At 71.6% G+C, this 23,742-nt stretch carries 25 protein-coding genes and 1 pseudogene; 21 read left to right on the top strand and 5 right to left on the bottom strand.

Annotated features, from left to right (window positions below):
- Nucleotides 1-190 precede the first annotated feature (190 nt).
- The 10 genes and pseudogenes from MCAG_RS03780 to MCAG_RS03735 all read left to right on the top strand — a co-directional run bounded on the left by MCAG_RS03780 (nucleotide 191) and on the right by MCAG_RS03735 (nucleotide 8,389).
- Nucleotides 191-1,009: a CoA transferase subunit A gene (locus MCAG_RS03780; protein ID WP_007071645.1), complete on the top strand. Its 819-nt coding sequence runs from the start codon at nucleotides 191-193 to the stop codon at nucleotides 1,007-1,009.
- A 53-nt stretch (nucleotides 1,010-1,062) separates the two neighbouring features.
- Complete coding sequence (locus MCAG_RS03775) at nucleotides 1,063-1,851, top strand: 3-oxoadipate--succinyl-CoA transferase (RefSeq protein WP_036372231.1); 789 nt, start codon at nucleotides 1,063-1,065, stop codon at nucleotides 1,849-1,851.
- Between the two features lie 112 nt (nucleotides 1,852-1,963).
- Complete coding sequence (pcaH, locus tag MCAG_RS03770) at nucleotides 1,964-2,713, top strand: protocatechuate 3,4-dioxygenase subunit beta (protein WP_036372228.1); 750 nt, start codon at nucleotides 1,964-1,966, stop codon at nucleotides 2,711-2,713.
- On the top strand, nucleotides 2,706-3,278 hold the full coding sequence (gene pcaG, locus MCAG_RS03765) for a protocatechuate 3,4-dioxygenase subunit alpha (RefSeq protein WP_007071642.1): 573 nt from the start codon (nucleotides 2,706-2,708) through the stop codon (nucleotides 3,276-3,278). Before pcaH ends, pcaG begins: the two co-directional genes overlap by 8 nt.
- Nucleotides 3,253-4,593, top strand: coding sequence for a 3-carboxy-cis,cis-muconate cycloisomerase (gene pcaB, locus MCAG_RS03760; RefSeq protein WP_232290066.1), 1,341 nt, complete (start codon nucleotides 3,253-3,255; stop codon nucleotides 4,591-4,593). Before pcaG ends, pcaB begins: the two co-directional genes overlap by 26 nt.
- Nucleotides 4,590-5,369 carry a 3-oxoadipate enol-lactonase gene (gene pcaD / locus MCAG_RS03755; RefSeq protein ID WP_036372226.1) on the top strand — a complete coding sequence of 260 codons (780 nt, stop codon included), beginning with the start codon at nucleotides 4,590-4,592 and terminating at the stop codon, nucleotides 5,367-5,369. Before pcaB ends, pcaD begins: the two co-directional genes overlap by 4 nt.
- On the top strand, nucleotides 5,366-5,746 hold the full coding sequence (gene pcaC / locus MCAG_RS03750; protein WP_036372223.1) for a 4-carboxymuconolactone decarboxylase: 381 nt from the start codon (nucleotides 5,366-5,368) through the stop codon (nucleotides 5,744-5,746). The genes pcaD and pcaC overlap by 4 nt, the downstream gene beginning before the upstream one ends.
- A 39-nt stretch (nucleotides 5,747-5,785) precedes the next feature.
- Nucleotides 5,786-6,526: pseudogene (locus tag MCAG_RS03745) on the top strand (IclR family transcriptional regulator C-terminal domain-containing protein); the annotation flags it as partial.
- A gap of 52 nt (nucleotides 6,527-6,578) precedes the next feature.
- Nucleotides 6,579-7,286 (top strand): ThuA domain-containing protein, encoded by a 708-nt coding sequence (locus MCAG_RS03740; protein ID WP_007071638.1) that lies wholly within the window; start codon nucleotides 6,579-6,581, stop codon nucleotides 7,284-7,286.
- Nucleotides 7,226-8,389: a Gfo/Idh/MocA family protein gene (locus MCAG_RS03735; protein ID WP_232290065.1), complete on the top strand. Its 1,164-nt coding sequence runs from the start codon at nucleotides 7,226-7,228 to the stop codon at nucleotides 8,387-8,389. Before MCAG_RS03740 ends, MCAG_RS03735 begins: the two co-directional genes overlap by 61 nt.
- Before the next feature lie 30 nt (nucleotides 8,390-8,419).
- Here the strand turns inward: MCAG_RS03735 and MCAG_RS03730 are convergent, their stop codons facing one another.
- Complete coding sequence (locus tag MCAG_RS03730) at nucleotides 8,420-9,133, bottom strand: hypothetical protein (protein ID WP_036372217.1); 714 nt, start codon at nucleotides 9,131-9,133, stop codon at nucleotides 8,420-8,422.
- A 72-nt stretch (nucleotides 9,134-9,205) separates the two neighbouring features.
- Between MCAG_RS03730 and MCAG_RS03725 the strand changes: the two genes are divergently transcribed.
- The 5 genes from MCAG_RS03725 to MCAG_RS03705 all read left to right on the top strand — a co-directional run bounded on the left by MCAG_RS03725 (nucleotide 9,206) and on the right by MCAG_RS03705 (nucleotide 14,875).
- The gene (locus tag MCAG_RS03725; RefSeq protein ID WP_007071636.1) at nucleotides 9,206-10,030 is read left to right on the top strand and encodes a PIG-L family deacetylase; all 825 of its coding nucleotides are present in this window, start codon (nucleotides 9,206-9,208) and stop codon (nucleotides 10,028-10,030) included.
- 628 nt (nucleotides 10,031-10,658) lie between these two features.
- On the top strand, nucleotides 10,659-12,179 hold the full coding sequence (locus tag MCAG_RS03720; protein WP_083802178.1) for a non-reducing end alpha-L-arabinofuranosidase family hydrolase: 1,521 nt from the start codon (nucleotides 10,659-10,661) through the stop codon (nucleotides 12,177-12,179).
- Between the two features lie 670 nt (nucleotides 12,180-12,849).
- The gene (locus MCAG_RS03715; protein ID WP_232290064.1) at nucleotides 12,850-13,482 is read left to right on the top strand and encodes a hypothetical protein; all 633 of its coding nucleotides are present in this window, start codon (nucleotides 12,850-12,852) and stop codon (nucleotides 13,480-13,482) included.
- A 101-nt stretch (nucleotides 13,483-13,583) separates the two neighbouring features.
- Nucleotides 13,584-14,093: a sigma-70 family RNA polymerase sigma factor gene (locus MCAG_RS03710; RefSeq protein ID WP_007071633.1), complete on the top strand. Its 510-nt coding sequence runs from the start codon at nucleotides 13,584-13,586 to the stop codon at nucleotides 14,091-14,093.
- Nucleotides 14,090-14,875, top strand: coding sequence for an RICIN domain-containing protein (locus MCAG_RS03705; RefSeq protein WP_007071632.1), 786 nt, complete (start codon nucleotides 14,090-14,092; stop codon nucleotides 14,873-14,875). Before MCAG_RS03710 ends, MCAG_RS03705 begins: the two co-directional genes overlap by 4 nt.
- Nucleotides 14,876-14,903: 28 nt before the next feature.
- On the opposite strand, the gene dmpG is transcribed toward MCAG_RS03705, so the two are convergent.
- Genes dmpG through MCAG_RS33370 form a run of 3 tightly spaced genes read right to left on the bottom strand, consistent with a single transcriptional unit; the run spans nucleotide 14,904 to nucleotide 17,061 of the window.
- Nucleotides 14,904-15,926, bottom strand: coding sequence for a 4-hydroxy-2-oxovalerate aldolase (gene dmpG, locus MCAG_RS03700; RefSeq protein ID WP_007071631.1), 1,023 nt, complete (start codon nucleotides 15,924-15,926; stop codon nucleotides 14,904-14,906).
- Entirely contained in the window at nucleotides 15,923-16,858 is a 936-nt protein-coding gene (locus tag MCAG_RS03695; protein ID WP_007071630.1) for an acetaldehyde dehydrogenase (acetylating), read from the bottom strand. Before MCAG_RS03695 ends, dmpG begins: the two co-directional genes overlap by 4 nt.
- A gap of 5 nt (nucleotides 16,859-16,863) precedes the next feature.
- Nucleotides 16,864-17,061, bottom strand: coding sequence for a hypothetical protein (locus MCAG_RS33370; protein WP_036372214.1), 198 nt, complete (start codon nucleotides 17,059-17,061; stop codon nucleotides 16,864-16,866).
- A gap of 135 nt (nucleotides 17,062-17,196) precedes the next feature.
- Here MCAG_RS33370 and MCAG_RS03685 point away from each other — a divergent pair, with 135 nt between their 5' ends.
- The 5 genes from MCAG_RS03685 (at nucleotide 17,197) to MCAG_RS03665 (ending at nucleotide 21,834) form a co-directional block, all read left to right on the top strand.
- On the top strand, nucleotides 17,197-18,015 hold the full coding sequence (locus MCAG_RS03685) for an IclR family transcriptional regulator (RefSeq protein ID WP_083802177.1): 819 nt from the start codon (nucleotides 17,197-17,199) through the stop codon (nucleotides 18,013-18,015).
- 175 nt (nucleotides 18,016-18,190) lie between these two features.
- On the top strand, nucleotides 18,191-19,120 hold the full coding sequence (locus tag MCAG_RS03680) for an ABC transporter ATP-binding protein (RefSeq protein ID WP_036372211.1): 930 nt from the start codon (nucleotides 18,191-18,193) through the stop codon (nucleotides 19,118-19,120).
- Complete coding sequence (locus MCAG_RS03675) at nucleotides 19,098-19,886, top strand: ABC transporter permease subunit (protein WP_007071627.1); 789 nt, start codon at nucleotides 19,098-19,100, stop codon at nucleotides 19,884-19,886. Before MCAG_RS03680 ends, MCAG_RS03675 begins: the two co-directional genes overlap by 23 nt.
- Nucleotides 19,873-21,015 carry a CdaR family transcriptional regulator gene (locus MCAG_RS03670; protein WP_007071626.1) on the top strand — a complete coding sequence of 381 codons (1,143 nt, stop codon included), beginning with the start codon at nucleotides 19,873-19,875 and terminating at the stop codon, nucleotides 21,013-21,015. Before MCAG_RS03675 ends, MCAG_RS03670 begins: the two co-directional genes overlap by 14 nt.
- A gap of 57 nt (nucleotides 21,016-21,072) precedes the next feature.
- The gene (locus tag MCAG_RS03665; RefSeq protein ID WP_007071625.1) at nucleotides 21,073-21,834 is read left to right on the top strand and encodes an META domain-containing protein; all 762 of its coding nucleotides are present in this window, start codon (nucleotides 21,073-21,075) and stop codon (nucleotides 21,832-21,834) included.
- A gap of 12 nt (nucleotides 21,835-21,846) precedes the next feature.
- Here the strand turns inward: MCAG_RS03665 and MCAG_RS03660 are convergent, their stop codons facing one another.
- The gene (locus MCAG_RS03660) at nucleotides 21,847-22,884 is read right to left on the bottom strand and encodes an endo-1,4-beta-xylanase (RefSeq protein ID WP_007071624.1); all 1,038 of its coding nucleotides are present in this window, start codon (nucleotides 22,882-22,884) and stop codon (nucleotides 21,847-21,849) included.
- Nucleotides 22,885-23,082: 198 nt separating this feature from the next.
- On the opposite strand from MCAG_RS03660, the gene MCAG_RS03655 reads away from it, so the two are divergent.
- The coding region (locus tag MCAG_RS03655) for an acyltransferase domain-containing protein (protein ID WP_036372205.1) at nucleotides 23,083-23,742 on the top strand (660 nt) is incomplete at its 3' end.

The following is a 23,742-nucleotide window of genomic DNA, read 5'->3' as shown; positions in this document are numbered from 1 at the left end:
GGCACGTAGTCCGGCTCGCGTCAACGCATGGCCCGCACCTTTGCAGGCGCCGGACGCCGCGCGTCGGGCCGGACGAACCCGTCGTCGTTGACGGATGCCGCCCTCCGGTCGTACGTTCGAAATGTGTACGGCGGTCCGCATGGCGAACGGCCGGCGAGGTCAGAGGTTGGCGTAGCAGGCGGGGAGGCTCATGGCGAAGCTCGTCTCGCTGGCCGACGGCGTGGCGGACCTGGTCCATGACGGTGACGTGGTGGCCCTGGAAGGGTTCACTCACCTCATCCCGTTCGCCGCCGGTCACGAGATCATCCGTCAGCGACGACAGGAGCTGACCCTGGTGCGGATGACGCCAGATGTCGTCTACGACCAGCTCATCGGCGCGGGATGTGCCCGTCGCCTGGTCTTCTCCTGGGGCGGCAACCCGGGTGTGGGGTCGCTGCACCGCTTCCGGGACGCCGTGCAGCACGCCTGGCCGCGTCCGCTCGAACTGGAGGAGCACAGCCACGCGGGCATGGCGAACCGCTATGTGGCCGGGGCGTCCGGGCTGCCGTTCGCCGTCCTGCGCGGCTACACCGGCACCGACCTGCCCCGGCACACCACCAACATCCGGCCCATCACCTGCCCCTTCACCGGAGAGACCCTCACCGCCGTTCCCGCCCTGCGTCCCGACGTGACCGTGGTGCACGCGCAACGCGCCGACCGGGCCGGTAATGTGCAGATATGGGGTATCACCGGGGTGCAGAAGGAGGCGGTGCTCGCCGCGCACCGGTCACTGGTCACCGTCGAGGAGATCGTGGACGAGCTGGAGCCGGTACCCGGGCAGGTCGTCCTGCCCGGATGGGCGGTCAGCGCGGTGGCCGAGGTGCCCGGTGGCGCGCACCCCTCCTATGCCCAGGGCTACTCGGTCCGGGACAACGACTTCTACCGGGCCTGGGACGCCGTGAGCCGGCACCGCGACACCTTCCGTGCCTGGCTGGACCAGCACGTGTACCGGGCCGGAGCGGTGGCGTGAGCGAGCGCAGTGAGCGAACCATCAGGCACCGCGGCGTGAGCGAGACGAACGCGATGGCGGACTGGACCGCGGACGAGATGATGACCGTCGCCGCCGCGCGGCAACTGCGCGACGGCGTCGCCTGCTTCGTCGGGATCGGGTTGCCCAGCACCGCGGCGAACCTCGCCCGGGCCACCCACGCCCCGAACCTGGTGCTCATCTACGAGTCCGGCTGCCTCGGCGCGAAGCCGGACCGGCTTCCGCTGTCCATCGGGGACGGGATCCTCGCCGACACGGCCGACGCGGTGGTGTCGGTGCCCGAGGTGTTCAACTACTGGCTCCAACCCGGCCGGATCGACGTGGGCTTCCTCGGCGCCGCGCAGCTCGACCGGTACGGCAACATCAACACCACGGTCGTCGGAGGCGACTACGACGCGCCGAAGGTACGGCTGCCCGGCGCCGGTGGCGCCCCGGAGATCGCCGCCTCCTGCGGCGAGGTCGTGGTGATCGTCCGACAGAATCCCCGGACGTTCACCGAACGGGTCGACTTCGTCACCTCGGTCGGGTACGGGTCGGGTCCCGGCGAGCGGGAGCGGCTCGGCCTGCGGGGTGGAGGTCCCCGACTGGTGATCACCGACCTCGGGGTCCTCGAACCCGATCCGGTCACCTGTGAACTAACGCTGACCCGCCTGCACCCCGGCGTGACGCCGGAGCAGGCACGGGCGGCCACCGCCTGGGACCTCGCCGTCGCCGAGCGGCTGACCACGGGTGAGCCGCCGACGGCCCGGGAACTCGCGGTGCTGCGGGCGCTGGAGGCCACGAAGCACGGGGGCCGCGGTGAGCCGCGACGGCCACCTCCCTGACACGGTCCGGAGCGGGCCGCACCGCCCCCGGCGGCGCGCGAGGGCCCGCCGCGATCCGCACCCCGGTCGGCCGGTGGCCGGCGGTGTGCCGAAAGCCTGACGGGAGGCGACCATGACCCAGGACGTCCACCAGGCCGGCAGCGGCCTGATCCTGCCGCGGTACCGGCGCGACGACGTCGACGCCCACCCACCCCTGCTCAGTCCCGGCTACCGGTCGACCGTGGCGCGGGCGCCGCAGCAACCGCTGACCCACCTGCCGCAGCGGCTGACCGAGATCACCGGGCCGCTGCTGGGTGAGGGGCGGCTCGGCGACCTCGACCACGACCTGACCCGCCAACACGACGGGGAACCGCAGGGACAGCGGATCATCGTGCACGGCCGGGTCCGTGACGGCGACGGCCGACCGGTACCCCGCACGCTGGTCGAGATCTGGCAGGCCAACGCCGCCGGACGATACCGCCACGCGAGCGACACCTGGGCCGCGCCGCTCGACCCCCACTTCGACGGGGTGGGCCGGGTGCTCACCGACGACCATGGGCGTTACCGGTTCATCACCGTGCAGCCCGGCGCCTACCCCTGGCGCAACCACGACAACGCCTGGCGGCCGGCGCACATCCACTTCTCCCTCTTCGGCCGCGCGTTCACCCAGCGGCTGGTGACGCAGATGTACTTTCCCGGTGACCCGCTCTTCGTCCAGGACCCGATCTTCCAGTCGGTCCGCGACCCGAACGCCCGGCAGCGGTTGATCGCCCGGTACGACCACGCCAATACGGTGCCGGAGTGGGCGCTGGCGTACGAGTTCGACATCGTGCTGCGGGGCCGGGAGAGCACTCCCTTCGAGGACGAGGACGACGATGAGTGAGCCGCTGGGCGTCACCCCCGCGCAGACGGTCGGGCCGTACCTGCACATCGGCCTGCGCTGGCCCGACGGCCCGTACGTCGTACCCGAGGGCACGCCGGGCGCGTTCTGGATCCGCGGCCGGATCGTCGACGGCACCGGAGCGCCGGTGGTCGACGCGATCGTGGAGAGCTGGCAGGCCGACCCGGACGGCCGGTTCGACCATCCGGACGACCCGCGCGGGGCCCGGCCGCCCGCGCTCGCGGGTTTTCGCGGCTTCGGGCGCAGCGAGACCGACGGGCAGGGGTGCTACCGGCTGCTGACCGTCAAGCCGGGTTCGCTGCCCGACCCGGACGGCGGCACCGAGGCCCCCCACCTGACCCTGTCGGTCTTCGGGCGGGGGCTGCTGCACCGCCTGGTCACCCGGCTCTACTTCCCCGACGAGCAGGAGGCGAACGCCGTCGACCCCGTGCTGTGCGGCGTCAACGCCGATCGTCGCGACACGCTGCTGGCGAGTCCCGCGCCGGACGGGCTCCACTTCGACATCCGCCTGCAGGGTGACCGTGAGACTGTCTTCTTCGCCGTCTGACGGCCTGCTCGGCGGCCTCTCCGGCGTCCCGGACGTCGACGCGGAACTCGGCGACCCGGCCCTGCTGCGGGCGATGCTCGACGTGGAGGCCGCGCTCGCCCAGGCCGCGGCGGACGCCGGCGTCCTGCCCGCACCGGCGGCCGCCGCGATCGTCGCGCAGTGCCACGCCGAGCGGTACGACCCGGCGGCGCTCGGCCGGGCGGCCGACGCCGCCGGCAACCCGGTCGTCCCACTCGTGCGTGAGCTGACCGCCGCCGTGCCGGAGCACGCCCGGCCCTGGGTGCATGTCGGAGCGACCAGCCAGGACATCCTGGACACCGCGCTGGTCCTGGTGGCCGTGCGGGCGTCCGGGCCGCTGCTGCGTCACCTCGACGCCGCCGTCGATGCCGCCGCCCGGCTCGCCGACGCCCACCGGAACACGGTGCTGGTCGCCCGGACCCTCGGGCAGCAGGCGGCACCCACCACGTTCGGGCTCAAGGCGGCAGGCTGGCTGATCGGCCTGGTCGAGGCCCGCCACCGGCTGCGGCAGGCGGGCGCCGCGCAGCCCGCGCAACTCGGCGGCGCGGTCGGCACCCTGGCCGCGTTCGGCCCGACCGGCCCGGAGGTCGCCGAGCGGTTCGCGGCGCACCTGGGCCTGCCCGCCAGTCCGCTGCCCTGGCACACCCGCCGGCAACCCCGGCTCGATCTGGCCGCAGCCCTCGGTGGGCTTCTCGCGGCTGCCGGCAAGGTCGCGCTCGACGTCGGGCTGCTCGCCCAGACCGAGATCGGCGAGGTCGCCGAGGGCGGCACCGGGCGGGGCGACTCCTCGGCCATGCCGCACAAGCGCAACCCGGTGGACTCGATCCTGATCGGCGCTGCGGCGCGACGCGGTCCGGGTCTCGTCGCCACCCTGTTCGCCGCGGCCGTGCAGGAGCACGAGCGGGCCGCAGGCGCCTGGCATGCCGAGTGGGAGCCCCTGCTCGACCTGCTGCACCTGGCCGGCGGCGCCGCCGCCCGGTGCGCCCGGATGCTGGCCGGGTTGCAGGTCCGTCCGGAGCGGATGCGGGAGAACCTCGACGCGACCGGCGGCCTCGTGCTCGCCGAGGCCGTCGCCGCGCGGTTGGCGCCCGCCGTCGGTCGCGGCACCGCACACGACCTGGTCACCCGTGCCGTCGCCGAACCCTCGTTCCGCGCCGCCCTGCTCGCCGACCCCGAGATCCGCGCCCACCTGTCCGAGGCGGAGATCGACGAGGCGCTCGACCCGTACCGCTGGCTCGGCTCGGCCGGCCGGTTCGTCGACCGCGCCCTGGCCTCCGTCCGGGGAGCGGGCGGGTGACCACCCGGTTGCATCTCGCCGTCGACGGCCCGGCCGACGCGCCGGTGCTGCTGCTCGGCAGCTCCCTCGGCACCTCCTGCGCGATGTGGGAGCCCCAGGTCCCGGCGCTCGCGGAACGGTTCCGCGTCATCCGGTACGACCACCTGGGCCACGGCCGCTCGGCGGTGCCGGCCGGGCCGTACACGCTGGATCTGCTGGGCCGGGAGCTGCTGCGGACGCTGGACGCCCTCGACCTGCCGTGGGTCCACTACGCGGGGCTGTCCCTCGGCGGCATGGTCGGTATGTGGCTCGCCGCGCACGCGCCCGACCGGGTGCGGCGGCTGGCGCTGCTCTGCACGTCGGCGTCGCTCGGCCCGCCCGAGCAGTGGCGGGAGCGGGCGGCGACCGTACGGGCCGCCGGCCTGCCGGCGATCGCCGACGCGGTGGTGGCCCGCTGGTTCACTCCGGCCTTCGCCGCGACCCGGCCGGACGTGGTCGCCGGCTACCGCGCCATGCTGACCGCGACGTCTCCGGCCGGCTACGCCGGGTGCTGCGAGGCGATCGCCGCGATGGACCTCCGCGGCGACCTCGGCCGGGTCGGCGCGCCCACGCTGGTCGTCGCGGGAGCGGACGACCCGGCCACCCCGGTGGAGCACGCCCGCCAGATCGCCGGGCGGATCCCCGGGGCCCGGCTGGCCGTGGTCGGTGCGGCGGCGCACCTGGCCAACGTCGAGCAACCCGAGCGGGTGTGCCGACTCCTGCGGGAACACTTCGACGAGGAACCGGGTGACGGATGAACGACCGCGAGCGGCACGACGCGGGCATGACGGTACGCCGGCAGGTGCTGGGGGAGGCGCACGTCGAACGCGCGATCGCCGGCACGGACGAGTTCACCGCCGACTTCCAGGACTTCATCACCCGCTACGCGTGGGGGGAGGTGTGGAGCCGGCCGGGCCTCGACCGGCGCACCCGTAGTTGCGTGACCCTCGCCGTGCTCGCCACCCTGCACCACGACGAGGAGTTGGCGATGCATGCCCGAGCCGCGCTGCGCAACGGACTGAGCCCGCAGGAGGTGGCGGAGGTCCTGCTCCAGGTCGGCGTCTACGCTGGCGTACCGGCGGCTAACCGGGCGTTCAAGGTGGCCCGGGAGGCCCTGCGGCAGGAGGCTGGGTGAGCGCGAGCGAGGAGGGCGGCGAGGTCGCCGGAGTTCGTTCAGTCGCTGGAGCGCGGACTCGCGGTGATCCGGGCGTTCGACGCCGAACATCCGCAGCTCACACTCAGTGAGGTGGCCAGGAGGACCGGGCTGAGCCGGGCCGCGGCCCGCCGGTTCCTGCTCACCCTGGTCGAGCTGGGCTACGTGCACACCGACGGCCGGCTCTTCTCGCTGCGGGCGCGGATTCTTGAGCTCGGCTACGCGTACCTGTCGGGCCTGAGCCTGCCCGAGGTCGCGCAGCGGCACATGGAGGCGCTGGTCGCGCAGGTGCACGAGTCCTGCTCGGTGTCGGTGCTCGACGGCGGCGAGGTGGTCTACGTCGCCCGTGTTCCCACCAAACGGATCATGACGGTGGGGATCAGCGTCGGCACCCGGTTCCCCGCGTACGCCACGTCCATGGGACGGGTGCTGCTCGCCGCGCAACCAGCGGACTGGTTGGACGGCTACCTCGCCAAGGCGGAGCTGCGGCCGTTGACCCGGCGCACCGTCACCGACCCGGCGAAGCTGCGCACCATCCTGACGAAGGTCGCCGCCCAGGGGTACGCGATCGTGGACCAGGAGTTGGAGGAGGGGCTGCGTTCCCTGGCCGCGCCGATCCACGGCGAGAACGGGTCGGTGATCGCGGCGGTGAACGTCTCCGCGCACGCCACCCGAGGGTCCTTCGAGATGATCCGTCGGGATCTGCTCTCGCCGCTGCTGGCTGCCGCGAAGCGGATCGAGGAGGACATCCGGGCGGTCTGAGCCGGACACTGGCGGCGGGCACCGATTTACCAGACCGGGGAAGGGAGCGAGTGTGGCGCAGCGGAGAGCATTGGTGGTTCGGGGCGGGTGGGAGGGACACCAGCCGGTCCAGGCGACGGAGTTGTTCATCCCGTTTCTCGAACGCAACGGCTACGCGGTACGGATCGAGGAGTCGACGGAGATCTACGCCGATGCCGTCGAAATGGCCGAGACCGACCTCGTCGTGCAGTGCGTGACGATGTCGCAGATCACTTCGGAGCAGGCGGCGGGCCTCAGCGCGGCGGTCGTCGCCGGGACGGGCTTCACCGGCTGGCACGGCGGCATCGTGGACTCGTTCCGCGCGTCATCCGACTACCTGCACCTGGTGGGCGGCCAGTTCGCGACCCATCCGGGTCGGGAGCCGTGCGAGCGTAGCGGTGGGGCGGAGGACAACTTCCTGCCACACACGATAACCATCACCGACCTCGGCCGGGAGCATCCGATCACTGCGGGAATCGCGGACATCGAGCTGGTCACCGAGCAGTACTGGGTGCTGCACGACGACCTGATCGACGTTCTGGCCACCACCACCCACCCCACCCGGGCCTGGCAGCCATGGCACCGGCCGGTCACCTCGCCGGCGATCTGGACCCGACAATGGGGTGCCGGGCGCGTTGTCGTGACGACTCCGGGGCACAGTCTTGACGTGTTGGAGCACCCATGCGTCCGTACCGTCATCGAGAGGGGGATGATGTGGGCGACCCGCACCGCGTCGGCGTAGTAGGTCTCGGGGTCATCTCCCGCGCGTACCTGGATACGCTCGCGAACCACCCTGCGGTGAGCATCGTGGCAGTGGCCGACCTCGACGCCTCCCGGTCTGCTGCGGTCGCCGCCATGATTCCCGGTGCCGAGGCGTTGAGCGTCGAGCACCTGTTCGACCGCCCAGACGTGCAGACGGTGCTCAACCTGACGATCCCTGCGGCGCACGCCGAGATCTCACTCGGCGCGATCGACGCGGGTAAGAGCGTATACGTCGAGAAGCCGCTCGCCGTGGCGTTCCCGGACGGCCGTTCGATCATCGATCGGGCCGCATCGGCCGGCGTCCGCGTGGGGTGCGCGCCGGACACCGTCCTGGGTACGGGTACGCAGACGGCGCGGGCGGCGATCGACGGTGGGCTGATCGGGCGTCCGCTGTCCGCCTCGGCCGTCATGGTCACCCCAGGGCACGAGCGCTGGCATCCCCACCCCGACTTCTACTACGCCCCGGGCGGTGGCCCGTTGCTGGACATGGGGCCGTACTACATCTCGGCGCTCATCCACCTGCTCGGGCCGGTGCGTGCGGTGAGCGGATCCGCCAGCCGGCTGCGCGCCGAGCGCGTCATCGGCTCGGGCCCGCGCCTGGGCCACCGGATCCCGGTGCAGGTGGACACCCACGTGACCGGCGTGCTCGAGCACGCCAGCGGCGCCCTCTCCACCATCACGACGACCTTCGACGGCGTCGCGACGACGGCCGCGCCGATCGAGGTACACGGGGAGACCGGGACACTCGCCGTACCCGATCCGAACTACTTCGACGGTGAGGTTCGCCTGTTCGCGCTCGGCGGCAACGGATGGCGCGTTGTCGCACCGCGGGCGGGCTACGTGGACGGTTCCCGGGGTATCGGTCTGATCGACGACGTCACCGGCGACGGTCAGCGTCCCCCGCGCGCGGGCGGCGACGTCGGGCTGCACGTGCTCGACACGATGACCACCCTGCTCCGTGCGGCAGCCGAGGGCCGGCGGATCGAGCTGACCACGGTGGTGGAGCGGCCCGAGCTCGTCCCGCTCACCCCGGTCGAGGAGTGGAAGGCACACCACGGTACCCGGAAGGTCCGTCGTCCGTGACGGGACGTTGGTCAGGCCCGCCGCGGTGGCTCAGACCAGGAAAGACTCCCGCATTCTCGCGCCCAGATTGATCGCGCTGACCACCGTTGGACCGGTCGGATCGTGAACGTCGAGAGTGTTGTTGCGGCGCATCAGCTCGCGCACCGGTGGCGGCAGCCGGGGCGGGTCGTCGACGGTCGCGAGGATCTGCCCGGCGGCCGAGATCAGTCGATCGGCCAGGGCGGCGGCATCGGTGTCCACCCGCACCCGGCCGTACTCCCAGCCGGCGGTGGTGAGGTCGAGCACCTCGAACACGCGGGTCAGGAGCGGGTACGGGTCGGTCGCCCGGCCGAGCCTGGACGCCCGGCTGCCGACCACCGCGACGGCTGCGGTCAGCTGCGCGTAGGGGTGCAGGCCGCTCGGCAGCGCGAACAGCGGCCACCGCAGCGCCGGTCCGGCCTCCTTCCACAGCGGCCGGTAGTTTCGGCGGTGCACCAGGAGTCGCCGGCCCGTGCGTCGGTGTACGTCGTGAGCCTGGGCCTGTAGGTCCGCGTGGGCCTCGTCGGCGGTCTCGCTCACGATCCGGGCCGCCACCACCAGGCCGTCGTCGTCGTTCAGCATCCGGGTTATCGCCTCGACCTGTTCGGGAAACCGGGCCCGCGAGTCCGCGCCGTACCGGTGCCGGAGGTCCCGCAGCAGCGCCTGCTGCCGCCCCGGATCGAGTTGGACCCGCCTGCTACTCAGCAACTGCCGCAGCCAACGCATCTCGCCTCGTTTCAGCAGCCGTCCAGGACCGCGGCAATGCTAGTGGGCCGAACGTCCCCGTATTGTGGTGGGGTGGCTGAGCGATCTCTGACCTTGATGGTGGTGCACGCGCACCCCGACGACGAGGCGATCAGCACCGGCGGCATCCTCGCCCGGTACGCGGCGGAGGGGATCACGACGGTGCTCGTGACCTGCACGGACGGTGGGTGCGGCGACGGGCCCGGCGGGGTCAAGCCGGGCGCCCCGGGGCACGATCCGCAGGCCGTGGCAGCGATGCGCCGGGCCGAGTTGGCGGCCAGTTGCGAGGCGTTGCGGGTCACGCACCTGGAGACGCTCGACTATGCCGACTCGGGCATGATGGGCTGGGCGACCAACGACGCGCCCACCGCGTTCTGGAACACGCCGGTGGCGGAGGCGGCCGACCGGCTGGCCGAGTTGATCCGGCGGTATCGGCCCGACGTCGTCGTCACGTACGACGAGAACGGCTTCTACGGCCATCCGGACCACATCCAGGCGCACCGCATCACCATGGCCGCCGTCGAGCAGACGAACATTCCCGCAAAGGTGTACTGGACCACCGTGCCGCACAGCGCGTTCCAGGAGTTGGGCCGCGTCATGCAGGAGATCGGCGTCGAGTTTCCCGAGCCGGGCGGGCAGGAGATGCCGCAGCTCGGCCTGCCCGACGAGGAGGTCACCACCTGGGTGGACACGAGAGGCTACGGCGCGCAGAAGTTCGAATCGTTGGCTACGCACGCCAGCCAGGCCGAGAGCATCTTCTTCCTCCAACTTGGCCGGGAACGGTTCACCGAGCTGATGGGCGTGGAGACCTTCGTCCGGGTCCGCGACATCACCGATGCGCCGACACCCGAGGACGACCTGTTCGCCGGGCTGCGCTGACCGAGCGCGCCCGGCCTCCGCGCCGCCGTCGATGAGAAAGCTCCACCAGCGAGGGCCGTCGCGGGCCGTGTTCGCGAGCATCCGATGGACCGCTCGTTGTGCTTTGGCGGGACGGCGGCCGGAAGGAAACTGGGCCCTGGCCAGCCCTTGATGTTGGCGTTTCCGCCTCGCGCTTCGCGGCGAAGGGCTTGAGAAGCGGGCGAGGCGGCCGTCCCGCGAGTCGCTGATCACGGCGGGTGGCGACTGGTTCCCCTGCCGACTCGGTGTGGAAGCGGGTCGAGTTGGCACGTCGGCCCCGGCCTGCCCGGCAGCGCGTCCCGGGCGGCGGGCGAGGAGCCCCTTGATCCCCCCGAAACGTTTTGGTAACATCGCCGAACCTGAATATTATTCACCACCTCACCTTGCCTGCTGTGAAAAGTGCCCGACGTGAGCCTAGTTATGTTAACGCTCACATAGCCCGGCGAGCCGGGGTCAACAGAGCCGGGGTCGACATCAGGCCTGTCGTCTATGCCACCGAGGCCCTCGGCGGCACCACCACCATCCACCACCACCCATCACCCTCACCGCACTGCACCTCGCAGGGACCACTCCCTGAGAACCTCCACCCGTCCTTATAAGGAGCACCCCCATGCATCTCCCGGGTGACAACCCTGCCCCGGCTCCTCGCCATCCCGCCCGCCGGCGTCGCCGATGGCTGCTGCCGGCCGCCACCGCGATCTTGACGGCTCTGGGCGGCGGCATCGTGGTCGCGGCCACCGCGACGGAGGCCGCTGCGGCCACTATCGACACCAGTGCCTCGTATGTGCTGGTCAACCGCAACAGCGGCAAAGCGCTCGACGTGTACAACCTGGCCACCAGCGATGGAGCCCGGATCACCCAGTGGACCCGTAACGACGGGACTCAGCAGCAGTGGCAGTTCGTCGACTCCGGCGGCGGCTACTACCGGCTGAAGTCGAGGCTGTCCGGGAAGGTCCTCGACGTCCACAACTGGTCGACCGCCGACGGTGGGTCGATCGTGCAGTGGACCGACCTCAACGCCGCCAACCAGCAGTTCAGCATCCAGGACATCGACGGCTACATTCAGCTGATCAACCGCAACAGCGGTAAGGCCATCGAGGTCCAGGGTGCCGCTACCACCGACGGTGCCAACATCGTCCAGTACGCCGACTGGAACGGCACGAACCAGCAGTGGCAGTTGGTCCGGGTCGGTGGAACCAATCCCACGACCCCGCCGCCGGGCTCGTGCAACCTTCCGTCGACGTACCGGTGGTCGTCCACGGGTGTGCTGGCGCAACCGAAGCCGGGCTGGGTGTCGCTCAAGGACTTCACGGTCGCTCCCTACAACGGCAAGCAGCTGGTGTACGCGACGACCCACGACACCGGGACGACCTGGGGGTCGATGAACTTCGGTCTGTTCACGAACTGGTCGGAGATGGCCACGGCCAGCCAGAACGCGATGTCCTCCCGCGCGGTCGCGCCGTCGCTGTTCTACCACGCCCCGAAGGGCATCTGGGTGCTCGCCTACCAGTGGGGCGGGCCCGCGTTCTCCTACCGCACGTCGAACGACCCCACCAACCCCAACGGGTGGTCCGCGCCGCAGACGCTGTTCTCCGGCAGCATCACCGGCTCCAGCACGGGCCCCATCGACCAGGCCGTCATCGGTGACGACCGGAACATGTACCTGTTCTTCGCCGGGGACAACGGCAAGATCTACCGGGCCAGCATGCCCATCGGGAACTTCCCGGGCAGCTTCGGCTCGTCGTACACCACCATCATGAGTGACACGGCGGACAACCTGTTCGAGGCGCCTCAGGTCTACAAGCTCCAGGGCCAGAACCGGTACCTGATGATCGTCGAGGCGCGCGGCGCGCAGGGCCGCTACTTCCGCTCGTTCACGGCCACCAGCCTGGACGGCTCGTGGACCCCGCAGGCCGCGACGGAGAGCAACCCCTTCGCCGGCAAGGCCAACAGCGGCGCCACCTGGACCAACGACATCAGCCACGGTGAACTGCTGCGTACCAGCGCCGACCAGACCATGACCGTCGACCCCTGCAACCTCCAACTGCTCTACCAGGGGCGTTCCCCCAACTCCGGCGGCGACTACGGCCACTGGCCGTACCGACCGGGCCTGCTGACCCTGCGACGCTAGAAGGCGTGACGTAGGGCCAGCCCGGGTGTCGCGACATTCGCGAAACGGCCTGGCCCGACGTCAGTCCAAGCCCCGCAGCTCAGCACATCGTTCAACACTATCGATCGGCAGGTCCCGCCTCGCGGGGCCTGCCGACGAGCTTGTGGTCGGCGCGTGAACCAGCGGGCCACCACGGCGGACGACGTAGGTCCCCTGTCGGTCGCCGGCCGGGCCTACCTGGAGGGTCTCCTGCGCCGTGCCGGCGCGGCGGCGGCGTTCACCACGCGACCGTCAACGGCTACAAGCGCTACCAGGGCTACTCGCTGGCCCCGGACCGGGTCCGCCTGGGGTGTGGACGGCAGGGGGCCGTGGTGCGGGCTGTCGGCGGTCTGACCCGGGTACGGATCGTCATGATCGGCGGCAGGATCGTGGCCCGCGACGGCCGACGCGTCACCGGCTGATCGACACGCGCGTCCCGCGGAGCCGGTCGAACTCGTCTTCGAGCCGGCATTGGTGGCCCGCCGCTGATGTGGGGAGAAGAGTTGAGCCGGGATGGCCGTCGAATGAGTCGCGATGTGCTGAAACCACCTGCCCACCTCGTGCGTCATGAGGATGAGTCGACCGAGGACCGCCAGCCGGCAAGGCTGCTGGCCTCGGCATCGACGTCGAGCGGCTGGGAGGAATTGTGTTGGTGCGTAGGTGGCTGACTGGGGCGGGTCTGGTGGCGCTGATCGGTGCCGCCGCGGTGGTCTACGGAGTGCCGTCGGCGTCCGCAGGTGAAGCCGCGGCGGGCGAGACGGCGCCGGTGGCCGAGGTGCGGTCGTCCGGTGCCACGGCGGCGGATGACCACCCGGCGAAGTCGAGCGCGGACCCGGTCCTGTCGGGCAAGCGCCGGATCACGATCGTACGGGTGGGTTCGTTCGAGTCGGGGCTGTCGCTGCTCGACGGCGGGCGGCTGACCGAGGTGGACGACGACCGTGGCCGGCAGGTGTTCGTGCCGACCCCACTGGGCTCGGGGGAATACCTGATCAAGGCCTACTACGGCGGCGGCACCGGGAAGCCCGTCTGCTGGCAGGCGCACAACCCGGGAGACAGCCAGCCGTTGTTCGTGCGCGGCGCCGCCTGCCGGGCGGACGACCCGGCTCAGCGGTTCGTGGTCGCGGCCGTTCCCGCCGGAGGTCCCCGCGAGTATCTGATCAGCAACCGGTGGGCGTACCTGCGCGACTCCGCGCGTTCCGGGCTGATCCTGGAGGAACTGGGCGACGCCCCGCCGGTCAGCAGCTTCCGGTTCAACGACGCCGGACCGGCCCCGCGCCGCAGGTGACCCCGTCGAGGGCCCGGCCGGCAGATCCCGGCCGGGCCGTCGGCGTTGCGCTGAAGAACGCAATTCTCAGAATCGACGGAGTCGGGTGGAGACTTTGACCGATGCGTGACGCTGCGGAGTTCGACGCCTTCTACTCCGCGTCCGCCCACCGGGTGCTGGGACATCTGTACGCGATGGTCGGCAACCGGGCCGAGGCCGAGGACGCGGTGGCGGAGGCGTACGCCCGGGCATGGGACCGCTGGGCCGCGGTGCGGGGACTCGACAGCCCGGAGGCGTGGGTACGCCGGGTGGCGTACCGGGTGGCGGTGAGTGCGTGGCGCAAGACCGTCAACCGGATGCGTGCCCACCGCCAGGAGGCGACCGAACAGCGCGTCGACGCCATTTCGGTCGACCATGTCGCGATCGTGGCCGCGCTGCGGCACATCTCCACCGAGCAACGCCGAGCCGTGGTGCTGCACCACCTGGTCGGGCTGAGCGTGGCCGAGATCGCGGCGGAGGTCGGCACCAACGAGAACACCGTCAAGACGCGGTTGGCCCGGGGCCGTCGGGCCCTCGCCGCGCGCCTGACCGAATCGGATTACCACGGCGTGGACGAAAGGGCGCGGTCATGAGTTCTGACAACCAACTCGGCGACGCCCTGCGGGCGCTGGCGGGGCAGGGCGGGCAGGGGAGAATCCCTTCCGCCGCCGACGTCCGGCGACGCGGCGATGCCCGACGCCGGCGTCGACGGGCGGCCTCGGTCTCGCTTGCTGCCCTCGCTGTCGTCGCGCTCGGCGCGGGTGTCGCGCTGGCCCGCGTCGGCGGTACGCCGCACACCATCCCGGTCGGCCCGGCGGGCCCGACCTCCGGCCTGGTCGCGTCACCCGGGCCAACGCGCCCATCACCCGGCTTGACCGGCGGCACGTCCAATCCGCCCACCGGATCGTCCAGCCCGTCCGCCGGCCCTCCGAGCGGCGATCCGCTGCTGTCCGGGCGGCGTCAGGTCACCGTCGTGCGGGTGGCGGCTTCGGCAGGCGGGCTGTCGTTGCTCGACGACGGCCGGCTGGCGGAGGTCGACGGCGACGAGGGACGCCAGCTGTTCGTGTTTGCGCCCCAGGGGCCCGACACGTACCAGATCCGCACCGCCGAGCCCGGCGCCGGCCTGACCGACACCTGCTGGGAGGTCCGGTCGTCGGGCAGCCAGCCGCTGCGGGTCGAGGCGGCCCCCTGCGCGCAGGACGAACCGAGGCAGCAGTTCACCGTCGTCCGCGACGGCGGGTCGGCGTACGCGATCAGCAGCCACTCGGCGTACCTGCAGAACTCACGGACCCGCGGGCTGATCCTCGAGGAGGCCGGCGACGCGGTCGTGACCGCCCGGTTCCGGCTGGTCGACAACGGACCCGCGCCAAGCTGAGCGGCTGAGGTGAGGATGGGTTCCGGCGCTACGACTGCGCGGGCCGTTGCCGTCGCAGGTCGAGCGCGATGTCGACGATCATGTCCTCCTGGCCGCCGACCAACTGCCGGCGACCCACCTCGACGAGGATGCTGCGGGTGTCGAGGCCGTACTCGGCGGCGGCGGTCTCGGCGTGGCGCAGGAAGCTGGAGTAGACGCCGGCGTACCCCAGGGTCAGCGTCTCGCGGTCGACGCGTACCGGGCGGTCCTGCAGGGGACGGACGATGTCGTCGGCCGCGTCCATGAGCGCGAACAGATCGCAGCCGTGTGCCCAGCCGTTGAGGTCGGCGACGGCGACGAACGCCTCGATCGGGCAGTTCCCGGCGCCGGCGCCCTGGCCGGCCAGGGACGCGTCGACCCGGCACACCCCCTCCTCCACGGCGACGACCGAGTTGGCCACGCCGAGACCCAGGTTGTGGTGGGCGTGGATGCCGATCTGGGTCTCCGGTGCGAGCACGTCGCGGTACGCGCGCACGCGTTCCCGGACGCCGTCCATGGTCAACCGGCCACCGGAATCGGTGACGTAGACGCAGTGCGCGCCCGCCGCCTCCATGATCCTCGCCTGCTCGGCGAGCACCTTCGGCGGCGCCATGTGCGACATCATCAGGAAGCCCGAGACGTCCATGCCCAGTTCCCGCGCGGCGGCGATGTGCTGGTTGGCGATGTCGGCCTCGGTGCAGTGGGTGGCGATGCGGATCGAGCGGATGCCGTGGTCCCAGGCCCTCCTCAGCTCGTGCACGGTGCCGATGCCAGGCAGCAGGAGGCCGGTGAGGGTGGCCCGCTTCACCACCTCGGCGGCGGCCCCGATCCACTCCCAGTCGGTGTGTGCCCCGGGGCCGTAGTTGAGGCTGCTGCCGGCCAGCCCGTCGCCGTGCGAGATCTCGATCGCGGTCACGCCGGCGGCGTCCAGCGCCGCGGCGATGGTCCGGACGTGGTCGAGGGTGTAGCGGTGCCGGACGGCGTGCATGCCGTCGCGGAGGGTGACGTCCTGTACGTAGATCCCCGTGCTCATCGGGCCGTCACCGCCGTCGCCAGTCGCTCGCCGACCTGCCGCGCGGCGGAGGTCATGATGTCCAGGTTGCCCGCGTACGTGGGCAGGTAGTGCCCCGCCCCCTCCACCTCCAGGAACACGCTCACCACCCAGCGGTCCCCGGGTGGGGCGTGCGGGACGAGATCGGACTCCGGGCTGGTCGCGGTGATTCTCCGGAACTGGACGTCCTGCTTGAGCCGGTACCCGGGCACGTACGCCCTGACCTGCTCGGCCATGGCAAGCACGGCCGCCGTGACCGCGTCGCGGTCGCAGTCGTCGACGACGCAGAACACCGTGTTGCGCATGACCAGCGGCGGTTCGGCGGGATTCAACACGATGATCGCCTTGCCGCGCCGGACCTTGCCGACCTGCTCGATCGCCCGCGAGGTGGTCTCGGTGAACTCGTCGATGTTCGCCCGGGTGCCGGGCCCGGCCGAGCGCGACGAGATCGACGCGACGATCTCGGCGTAGTGCGTGGTGGCGACCGAGGAGATCGCCGCGACCATCGGGATGGTCGCCTGGCCGCCGCAGGTCACCATGTTGAGGTTTCGTGCGCCGAGGTGCTCGTCGAGGTTGACCGGCGGGACCACGTACGGGCCGAGGGCCGCCGGTGTCAGGTCGACGAGCGTGAGGTCGGCCGCCCGCAGGGCGGCGTCGTTGGCCAGGTGGGCGTGCGCCGACGTCGCGTCGAACACGATCCGGATGTCGCCGAAGTCGGGGTGGTCGACGAGCCCCCGCACCCCGGTCGAGACGACCGGCACGCCGAGCCGCGCCGCCCGCGCCAGGCCGTCGGAGTTCGGGTCGATGCCGACGAAGGCACCCACCTCCATCGCCTCCGACCCACGCAGAATCTTGATCATCAGATCGGTGCCGATGTTCCCGGAGCCGATGATGGCGACCTTCGTCTTGGGCATGTCTCCTACTCCTTGGCCTGGAACGGAACGGCTACCGCGCCCAGCCCGGAGGGCTCGGCGGCGACCGGGTCGCCGGGTGCCACCGGGACCATCGGATCGAGGGCGCCGCTGAGCACGATCTGACCGACACCCGCGGCGGTCTCCCGCAGCTCCGTTACCGACTCCGGTGGGCCGTCCAGTTCCGCGCCGGGGACGAGCGCCACCTCCGCATGGGGAGGCGGCCCGGCGCGACCGTTCCGTTGGGCGGGACGGCCACGTCGTCGAGGAGCGAGCCGGAGTCCGGGAGTCACGTCACCAGGTGTAGACGCCGCGCCCGCCGGCTGGCAACCTTGTGTTCCATGCAGCGGAACAACGGTGCAGGAAACGCTGACGCCGACCGCTCGACGACCGTGCCGCCGGGCCGACCGGGCCCCACGCGCGGCAACGTTCTCGACCGGGGCGTGCGGCTGCTGCGCGCGTTCCGTCCGTCGGAGGGGGCCCTGCGCCTGACCGAGCTGTCCCGGCGTACGGGCCTGCCGAAGGCCACCGTGCACCGGTTGGCCGAGCAACTCACCGCGTTGGGGCTGCTGCAACGCGCCCCGGCGGGGTTCCTGCTCGGAATCGGGCTGTTCGAGCTGGGCGAACTCGTGCCGGTCAAGCTGCGACTGCGTGAGGCCGCGCTGCCGTTCATGCAGGATCTCTACGAGGCCACCCACGAGACCATCCACCTCGGCGTTCGGGACGGCCTCGACGTGATCTACGCCGACAAGATCCGCGGACACGCGGGCATCGACACGCCGTCGCGGGTGGGCGGTCGCCTGCCCCTGACCTGCACCGGCGTCGGCAAGGTGCTGCTCGCGTACGCCGGGCAGGGCCTCATCGACGAGGTGCTGGCGCAGCCCCTGCCCCGACTGACCGCGCATTCGGTCACCGACCCCGGGCGGCTCGCCGACGAGCTGGCCCAGATCCGATACTCCGGGGTCGGCTACGACCGGCAGGAGGCGGCGCCACGGCTCTCCTGCGTGGCCTCACCCGTCCTGGTGCACGGCCAGATCGTCGCCGCGCTCTCCATCTCGGTGCCGGCGCACCAGCTGCAGCCGGCGCGACTCGCCCCGGCGGTACGTACCGCCAGTCTCGCCCTTTCCCGCGTCCTGTCCCGGGCACCCGACAACCACTGAGTGGGCACAGCTGGTCGTTGTCCTGGCTCATCGGCACGAGGCCCGCCCCGTTCGGTGACCGGGGCCCGGTCGACGGGCGGGGGCCGCGATTGCCGGGTTTCGGCAGGGCATACTGCCCGAACTCGGCCGGGTGCCGCTCTGGATGGTGGGCCGGCGTGAGCGTCACGATGTGGCCATGACAAGCGACATCGCCCTGCTCGCCGAGGACTTGACGAAGTTCTACGGCCGACGCCGCGGCATCGAGGGTCTCACCGTCGAGGTCCGCGCCGGGGAGGTGATGGGCTTCCTCGGCCCCAACGGCGCCGGGAAGACGACCACCATCCGGCTGCTGCTGGACTTCCTGCGGCCGACGAGGGGGCGTGCGACCGTGCTCGGGCTCGACCCGCGTCGGGACAAGGCCGTCCTGCACCGGCAGATCGGCTACCTCCCCGGCGAACTGGCGTTTCCCGGTCGGGAGAAGGCCGAGGACCTGCTGCGCTTTTTCGCCGATGCCCGGGGTGGGGTGGCGTGGTCGCGGGTGACCGACCTGGCCGAGCGGCTCGACCTGGACCTGTCCCGCCCGGTACGCACCATGAGCAAGGGCAACAAGCAGAAGGTCGGTTTGGTGCAGGCGTTCATGCACCAACCGGCCCTGCTGATCCTGGACGAACCGACCAGCGGCTTGGACCCGCTCATGCAGCAGGAGTTCCTGGCCATGGTCCGCGAGGCGCGGGACGCCGGCCAGACCGTGTTCATGTCCAGCCACGTCCTCGCCGAGGTGCAGCACGCCGCCGACCGGGTCGCCATCGTCCGCGACGGCAGGCTGGCCGCGGTCGAGCGGGTGGAGTCCCTCGGCAAGCGGGCCGTCCGGTCGGTGGAGATCCACTTCGGTGATCCCGTGGATCCGGCGGAGTTCACCGTCCTGCCCGGGGTCGGTGACGTGGTGGTGTCCGGGCCGGTGCTCAGGTGCACGGTGGATGGTCGCCTCGACCCCCTGATCAAGGCCGCGGCGCGGCACGACGTCGTGGACATGCTGTCGGCCGAGCCCGACCTGGAAGAGACGTTCCTGTCGTTCTACTACCACTGCGAAGAAGGAGCCGGCGATGTTTCCCGCACTGGTGCGTAAGACCTGGCGCGACGACCGCCGTGCGCTGATCGGTTGGGCCACCGGCGTGGCCCTCTTCACCGTCATCTACACCTCCTTCTACAGCCAGTTCCAGGGCGCCGCGGAGCTGAAGCAGGCCGCCCTGCCTCAGGGAATGCTGGACTTCCTCGGCATCGCCGACATGCTCTCGCCAGCCGGCTACCTACAGGCGACGATCTTCAGCCTGACCGGGCCGCTGCTGGTCCTCATGTGCGCGATCACGCTGACCGCACGCACGATCGCCCGGCCGGAGGAGGACGGGAGCATGGAGCTGCTGCTGGCCAACCCGTTGTCGCGGGTGGCCTTCGCCGCCCAGCGCCTCGCGGCGACCGGTAGCGCCATCACGGTCGTCGCGGCCATTCCGCTGATTCTCCTGATGATCGTTGTCCCCCGCGTGGGCATGGCCATTTCGCTGTCCCATGTCGCGGCAGCCGGAGTCGGCCTGATCGCCCTGGTCTGGTGCTTCACCGGTATCACCTTCCTCGCCGGCGCGGCCTCCGGAGCGCGTGGCACCGTTATGGCGGTCACCGGTGTGCTCGCCGTGACCACCTACCTGGCCAACGCCATCGGCGGCATGTCCGACGGTTGGCAGTGGCTGCGCTGGCTCTCGCCGTTTCACTACTTCATCGGCACCGACCCGCTGCGCACCGGCTGGCATCCGGCCCAACTGCTCACCCTCGTGGCTGTCGGCGCCGTGACCGCGGCCATCGGGGTGTTCCTGTTCGACCGCCGCGATGTCGGTGTCTGAAGCAGCCGGTGGTGGCCGTCGACCCCCGTGGCACGGCCGCCACCACGCCCCGCAGGAACAGCCCGGAGCCGATCGCGCCTGGCTGACCCAAGGCTGCGAAGAACTCCTGCGTGCCCCGGCCGGCGACCAGCGAGGCGAGGCTGCCGCCCGGCTGGGCGCCCGCGCCGCCGACGAGGACCTGTATCCCCACGACCTCGTCAACGGCGTGTTCGGAGCCGTCGGCCGCTGCTGGAGCACGTCGCCCCCCGAACCCGTCGACACCCCGACCGCCGTCCACGCCCGCGCGGCGACACTCCTGGACGCCGCGCATTCGGCGTTGGTGGCAGCCCTCGACGGGTACCTCGAGCGAGCCCGTGCCGACCTGGTTCGACACCGCACCGAACGGGCCGCATTCGTCAACGACCTGCTCACCGGCCGGGCGGAACCCGGCAGGCTGGCCGAACGCGCCCACCGCTACGGCATCCGCCTGTCGGCCACCCACACCGTCCTGGCCGCCCGGGCGCCCCGCCTCACCGCCGACATCGTCCACCGCGTCGACGTGGCGCTCGCTGCCCGGTTCGGCGAGGGAAACACCCTCACCACCCTGCGCGACGGTGACCTGGTGTGCATCAGCGCCGGGGGCCTACGGGGCATCGGGGCGGAACTGGCGCACCTGCTCCTCACCGAGCTCGGCCCCGACGGCTGGCAGGTGGCCGTCGGTCGCCCCCACCCCGGCGTGCACGGCCTCGTCGCCTCGCTCGACGAGGCCCGCAACGCCCTTGACCACGCTGGCAAACTCGGCTTCACCGCACCCGTGCTCAACGCCGCCGACCTGCTGGTCTTCCCCGTCCTACTGCGCGACCGAGACGCCATCACCGATTTGGTCACCACCGTCCTCGGCCCGCTCACCGGCGCCCGCGGGGGAGCCCAGCCCTACCTGGACACCCTCACCGTGCTCTTCGACAACCAGGGCAACCACACCGCCACCGCGCGGCAGATGCATCTCTCCGTACGCGCGGTCACCTACCGCCTCGACCGCATCCACCACCTGACCGGCTACCACCCCAACGAACCCACCCAACGTTTCACGCTCCACGCCGCCGTGCTCGGCGCCCGGCTGCTCGGCTGGCCCGAGGGGGCAGCAGGGTAGGCCCGGCGCAAGGGCTGCCGCCCGGCGCAACGGCGCTGTCCGAGGCATCATGGAGCCATGACGACATTGACGAACATCGTTGTAATGGGGCTGTTGGCGGCCAGCGCCGCCGCAGTGCTGCCCGGCGGCGGGTCCGGGATCGAGGAGGGCCGCACGTTCCAGTCGGTGGCGGTGACCCAGGGCGGCCAGCCCCGCCCGCTGCTGCCCGGCACGGTGGTTCGGCTGCGGATCGCCGACGGCAGCCTGCGCGCCCACGCCGGTGGGAACCTCATCTCCGGCCAGGTCGGCGTCGAGGGCGCCCGCCTGGTCGTCACCGGCCAGCGCGCCACCGATCTCCCGTACAGCCCTGACCAGCGTGCCCAGGACACCTGGCTGGGCCAGTTCCTCGGCGCTGGCCCGGGCTGGACCCGCGACGGTGACGAACTGCTGCTGCGGGTCGACGGTACGCAGATCCGGCTGGTGGCCGTGCCGGAAGTCGACCGGCCGCTGCCGGACACGTACTGGCTGTTGGAGTCGACCTCCCGGCCGGGTGCCGCACCGGTGCCCGCCGGTGTGCACGCGCACCTGGTGTTCCACGGTGGCGAGGTGACCGGCGGGCTCTCCTGCAACTGGCTGGGCGGCGGGGCCGAGGTGGGCGAGGGAACCGTCCTCGTGACCGGCCTGGGTGTCACGAAACGCAGGTGCCCGGAGGCGGACATCAGGCTGGAGATCGCCCTCTTCGACGTCCTGGACGGCGAGGTGGCCTTCGCCCTCGACGTCGACCAGCTCGAGCTGGCCGACGCCGACGGCAACAGGTTGCACCTGCGCGCCGCGTTCTGACCCGCTTGCCGGTCAGATCGGGCACAGCACCGCGTGGTAGGCGGGCTTCGGGTTGCCTGCCGCGTCGAACAGCACCGGGGTGTCGCCGCTGCGCCAGGAGTCGATGTCCCGGACGCCCCAGACCGTGAGCCCCGAGCACCGCAAGGTCGCGAGGCAGGCAACCACCACCCTGCGGTAGATCTCGGCCTGCGGGTAGCCGGAGCCGGCCACGTCCAGCTCGCTGACCTGTACCTCCACGCCGAGCGCCGCGAACTCGGCGAGCGTGCGCTGGTAGTTGGCCGGCATCGGGTAGGTGGCGGTGAAGTGGCTCTGGAAACCGACGCAGTCGATCGGCACGCCGCGGGCCTTGAAGTCCCGGACCATCGCGTACACGGCCTGGGTCTTGGGTTTGTCGAAGTCGTCGATCGTGAAGTCGCTGTAGCAGAGGGTGGCGGTGGGATCAGCGGCCCGCGCGGTCCGGAAAGCCGTCTCGATGAAGTCGCGGCCCAGGTACGTCTCGAAGTGCGAGCGGCGCACCGCGCCGGTCTCGGTGAACGCCTCGGTGACCACCCCCCACGAGCGGATCTGCCCCCGGTAGTGGGTCAGCACGCTGGTGATGTGGTGGTTCATCGCCGCGCGTACGCTCGTCGCGCTCCGCAGGTTGGCGAACCAGGCGGAGTGGACGCCCGACGGCGCGATCAGGCTGCGTCCGCGCACCGCCATGTCGTTGGCCCTGGCGTGCGCGACGATCTGGTCGGCACGGGTGAAGACGAACTGTCCCTGGAGCGGTTCGACCGAGTCCCACTCCAGCTCGGTTTCCGGCGTGACGGAGTTGAACTCCCGGTCGAGGATGCCGGTGTACGCGGGATCGCCGAGCTTGTTTCCCAGCGTGGCGGCGCCGATGTGTTGGCCCCGGGCCGCGAAGCTGTCGCGGAGGGTGTTCGCCGCGGTGTGGCCGGCTCGGGCGGTGTGGTCGGCTCGGGCCGCGCTGACCGGACCGATCGCCGGGCCGAGGGTCAGGGCGAGGACGAGCGCGAGGGCTCGGGTGGGCTGGTGGGTGTGGTGCCGCATGAGAGCCTCCTGACGGAACAGGGGGCCTGATTGTATCGAGAAACATCAATCTATAGTCGGCCGTCCGGTGCCACTCGGGGCGCCTTGGGCGTGCACGGCCGACATCGTGCGCGTCCTGCGGCAACCCGATCTCCCGGCGTCGGCGGCGTGGCTGCCGGGCCTGTTGCGGCGAACCCACCCGCCGGTAGCGTCGTGCCCGTGGATCTGAACGACACCGCGGCCCGGCTCGGGGTGCCCGTCGAGGACGTCGAGCGCGTGCACCGGCTCGCCGGCGACCTGCCGTCGGCTCCGCTGCCCGCCAAGGCCGACGCGCCCGCGCTCCTCGACCGGCTCGCGGTGCGGCCCGACGACGCCGCCGAGATCATGGCGGGCTGGCCCGACCCCGGCTCCCCGCTGTGGCCTCCGGAGCTGCGCTGGCTGCTCGACCGCTCGATCGCCCTGGTCCGCGCCGATCTCGGCGGTTACGGCTGGTTGTCACCCGGGCCGGCGCTGCCGCGCGAACGGGGCCCCGCCTGGCGGCATCTCTACGTGTACGCGTACCTGGCCCTGGTCGGCGTCGTCACGGGCTACCACCGCGAGCACGGCATCGCCGAAGCCGTGTCATGGGTGACCCTCGCGGACCTCGGCCGCAACCTCGCGATCGACCGACGGATGCATCGCGAGGGCTGGCCGGTCATGCAGAGCTGGCTGACGCTGCACGCGCGCGGCGGCATCTACGAGCTGGGCCGGCTACAGCACCACCGTGGCGGCGGCGCCATCGACCTGCACATCCCCGACTCGGGGCCGATGACCCCGGAGGCGGTCGCGGCGTCGCTCGACGAGGCCCGCGCGTTCTTCCCGCGCCACTTTCCCGACGAG

Origin of the sequence: Micromonospora sp. ATCC 39149 (genome assembly GCF_000158815.1) — a bacterium.
Classification (GTDB): Bacteria; Actinomycetota; Actinomycetes; order Mycobacteriales; family Micromonosporaceae; genus Micromonospora.
Note: the sequence above shows the minus strand (reverse complement) of the source record. Positions and strands in the feature narration are given on the sequence as shown.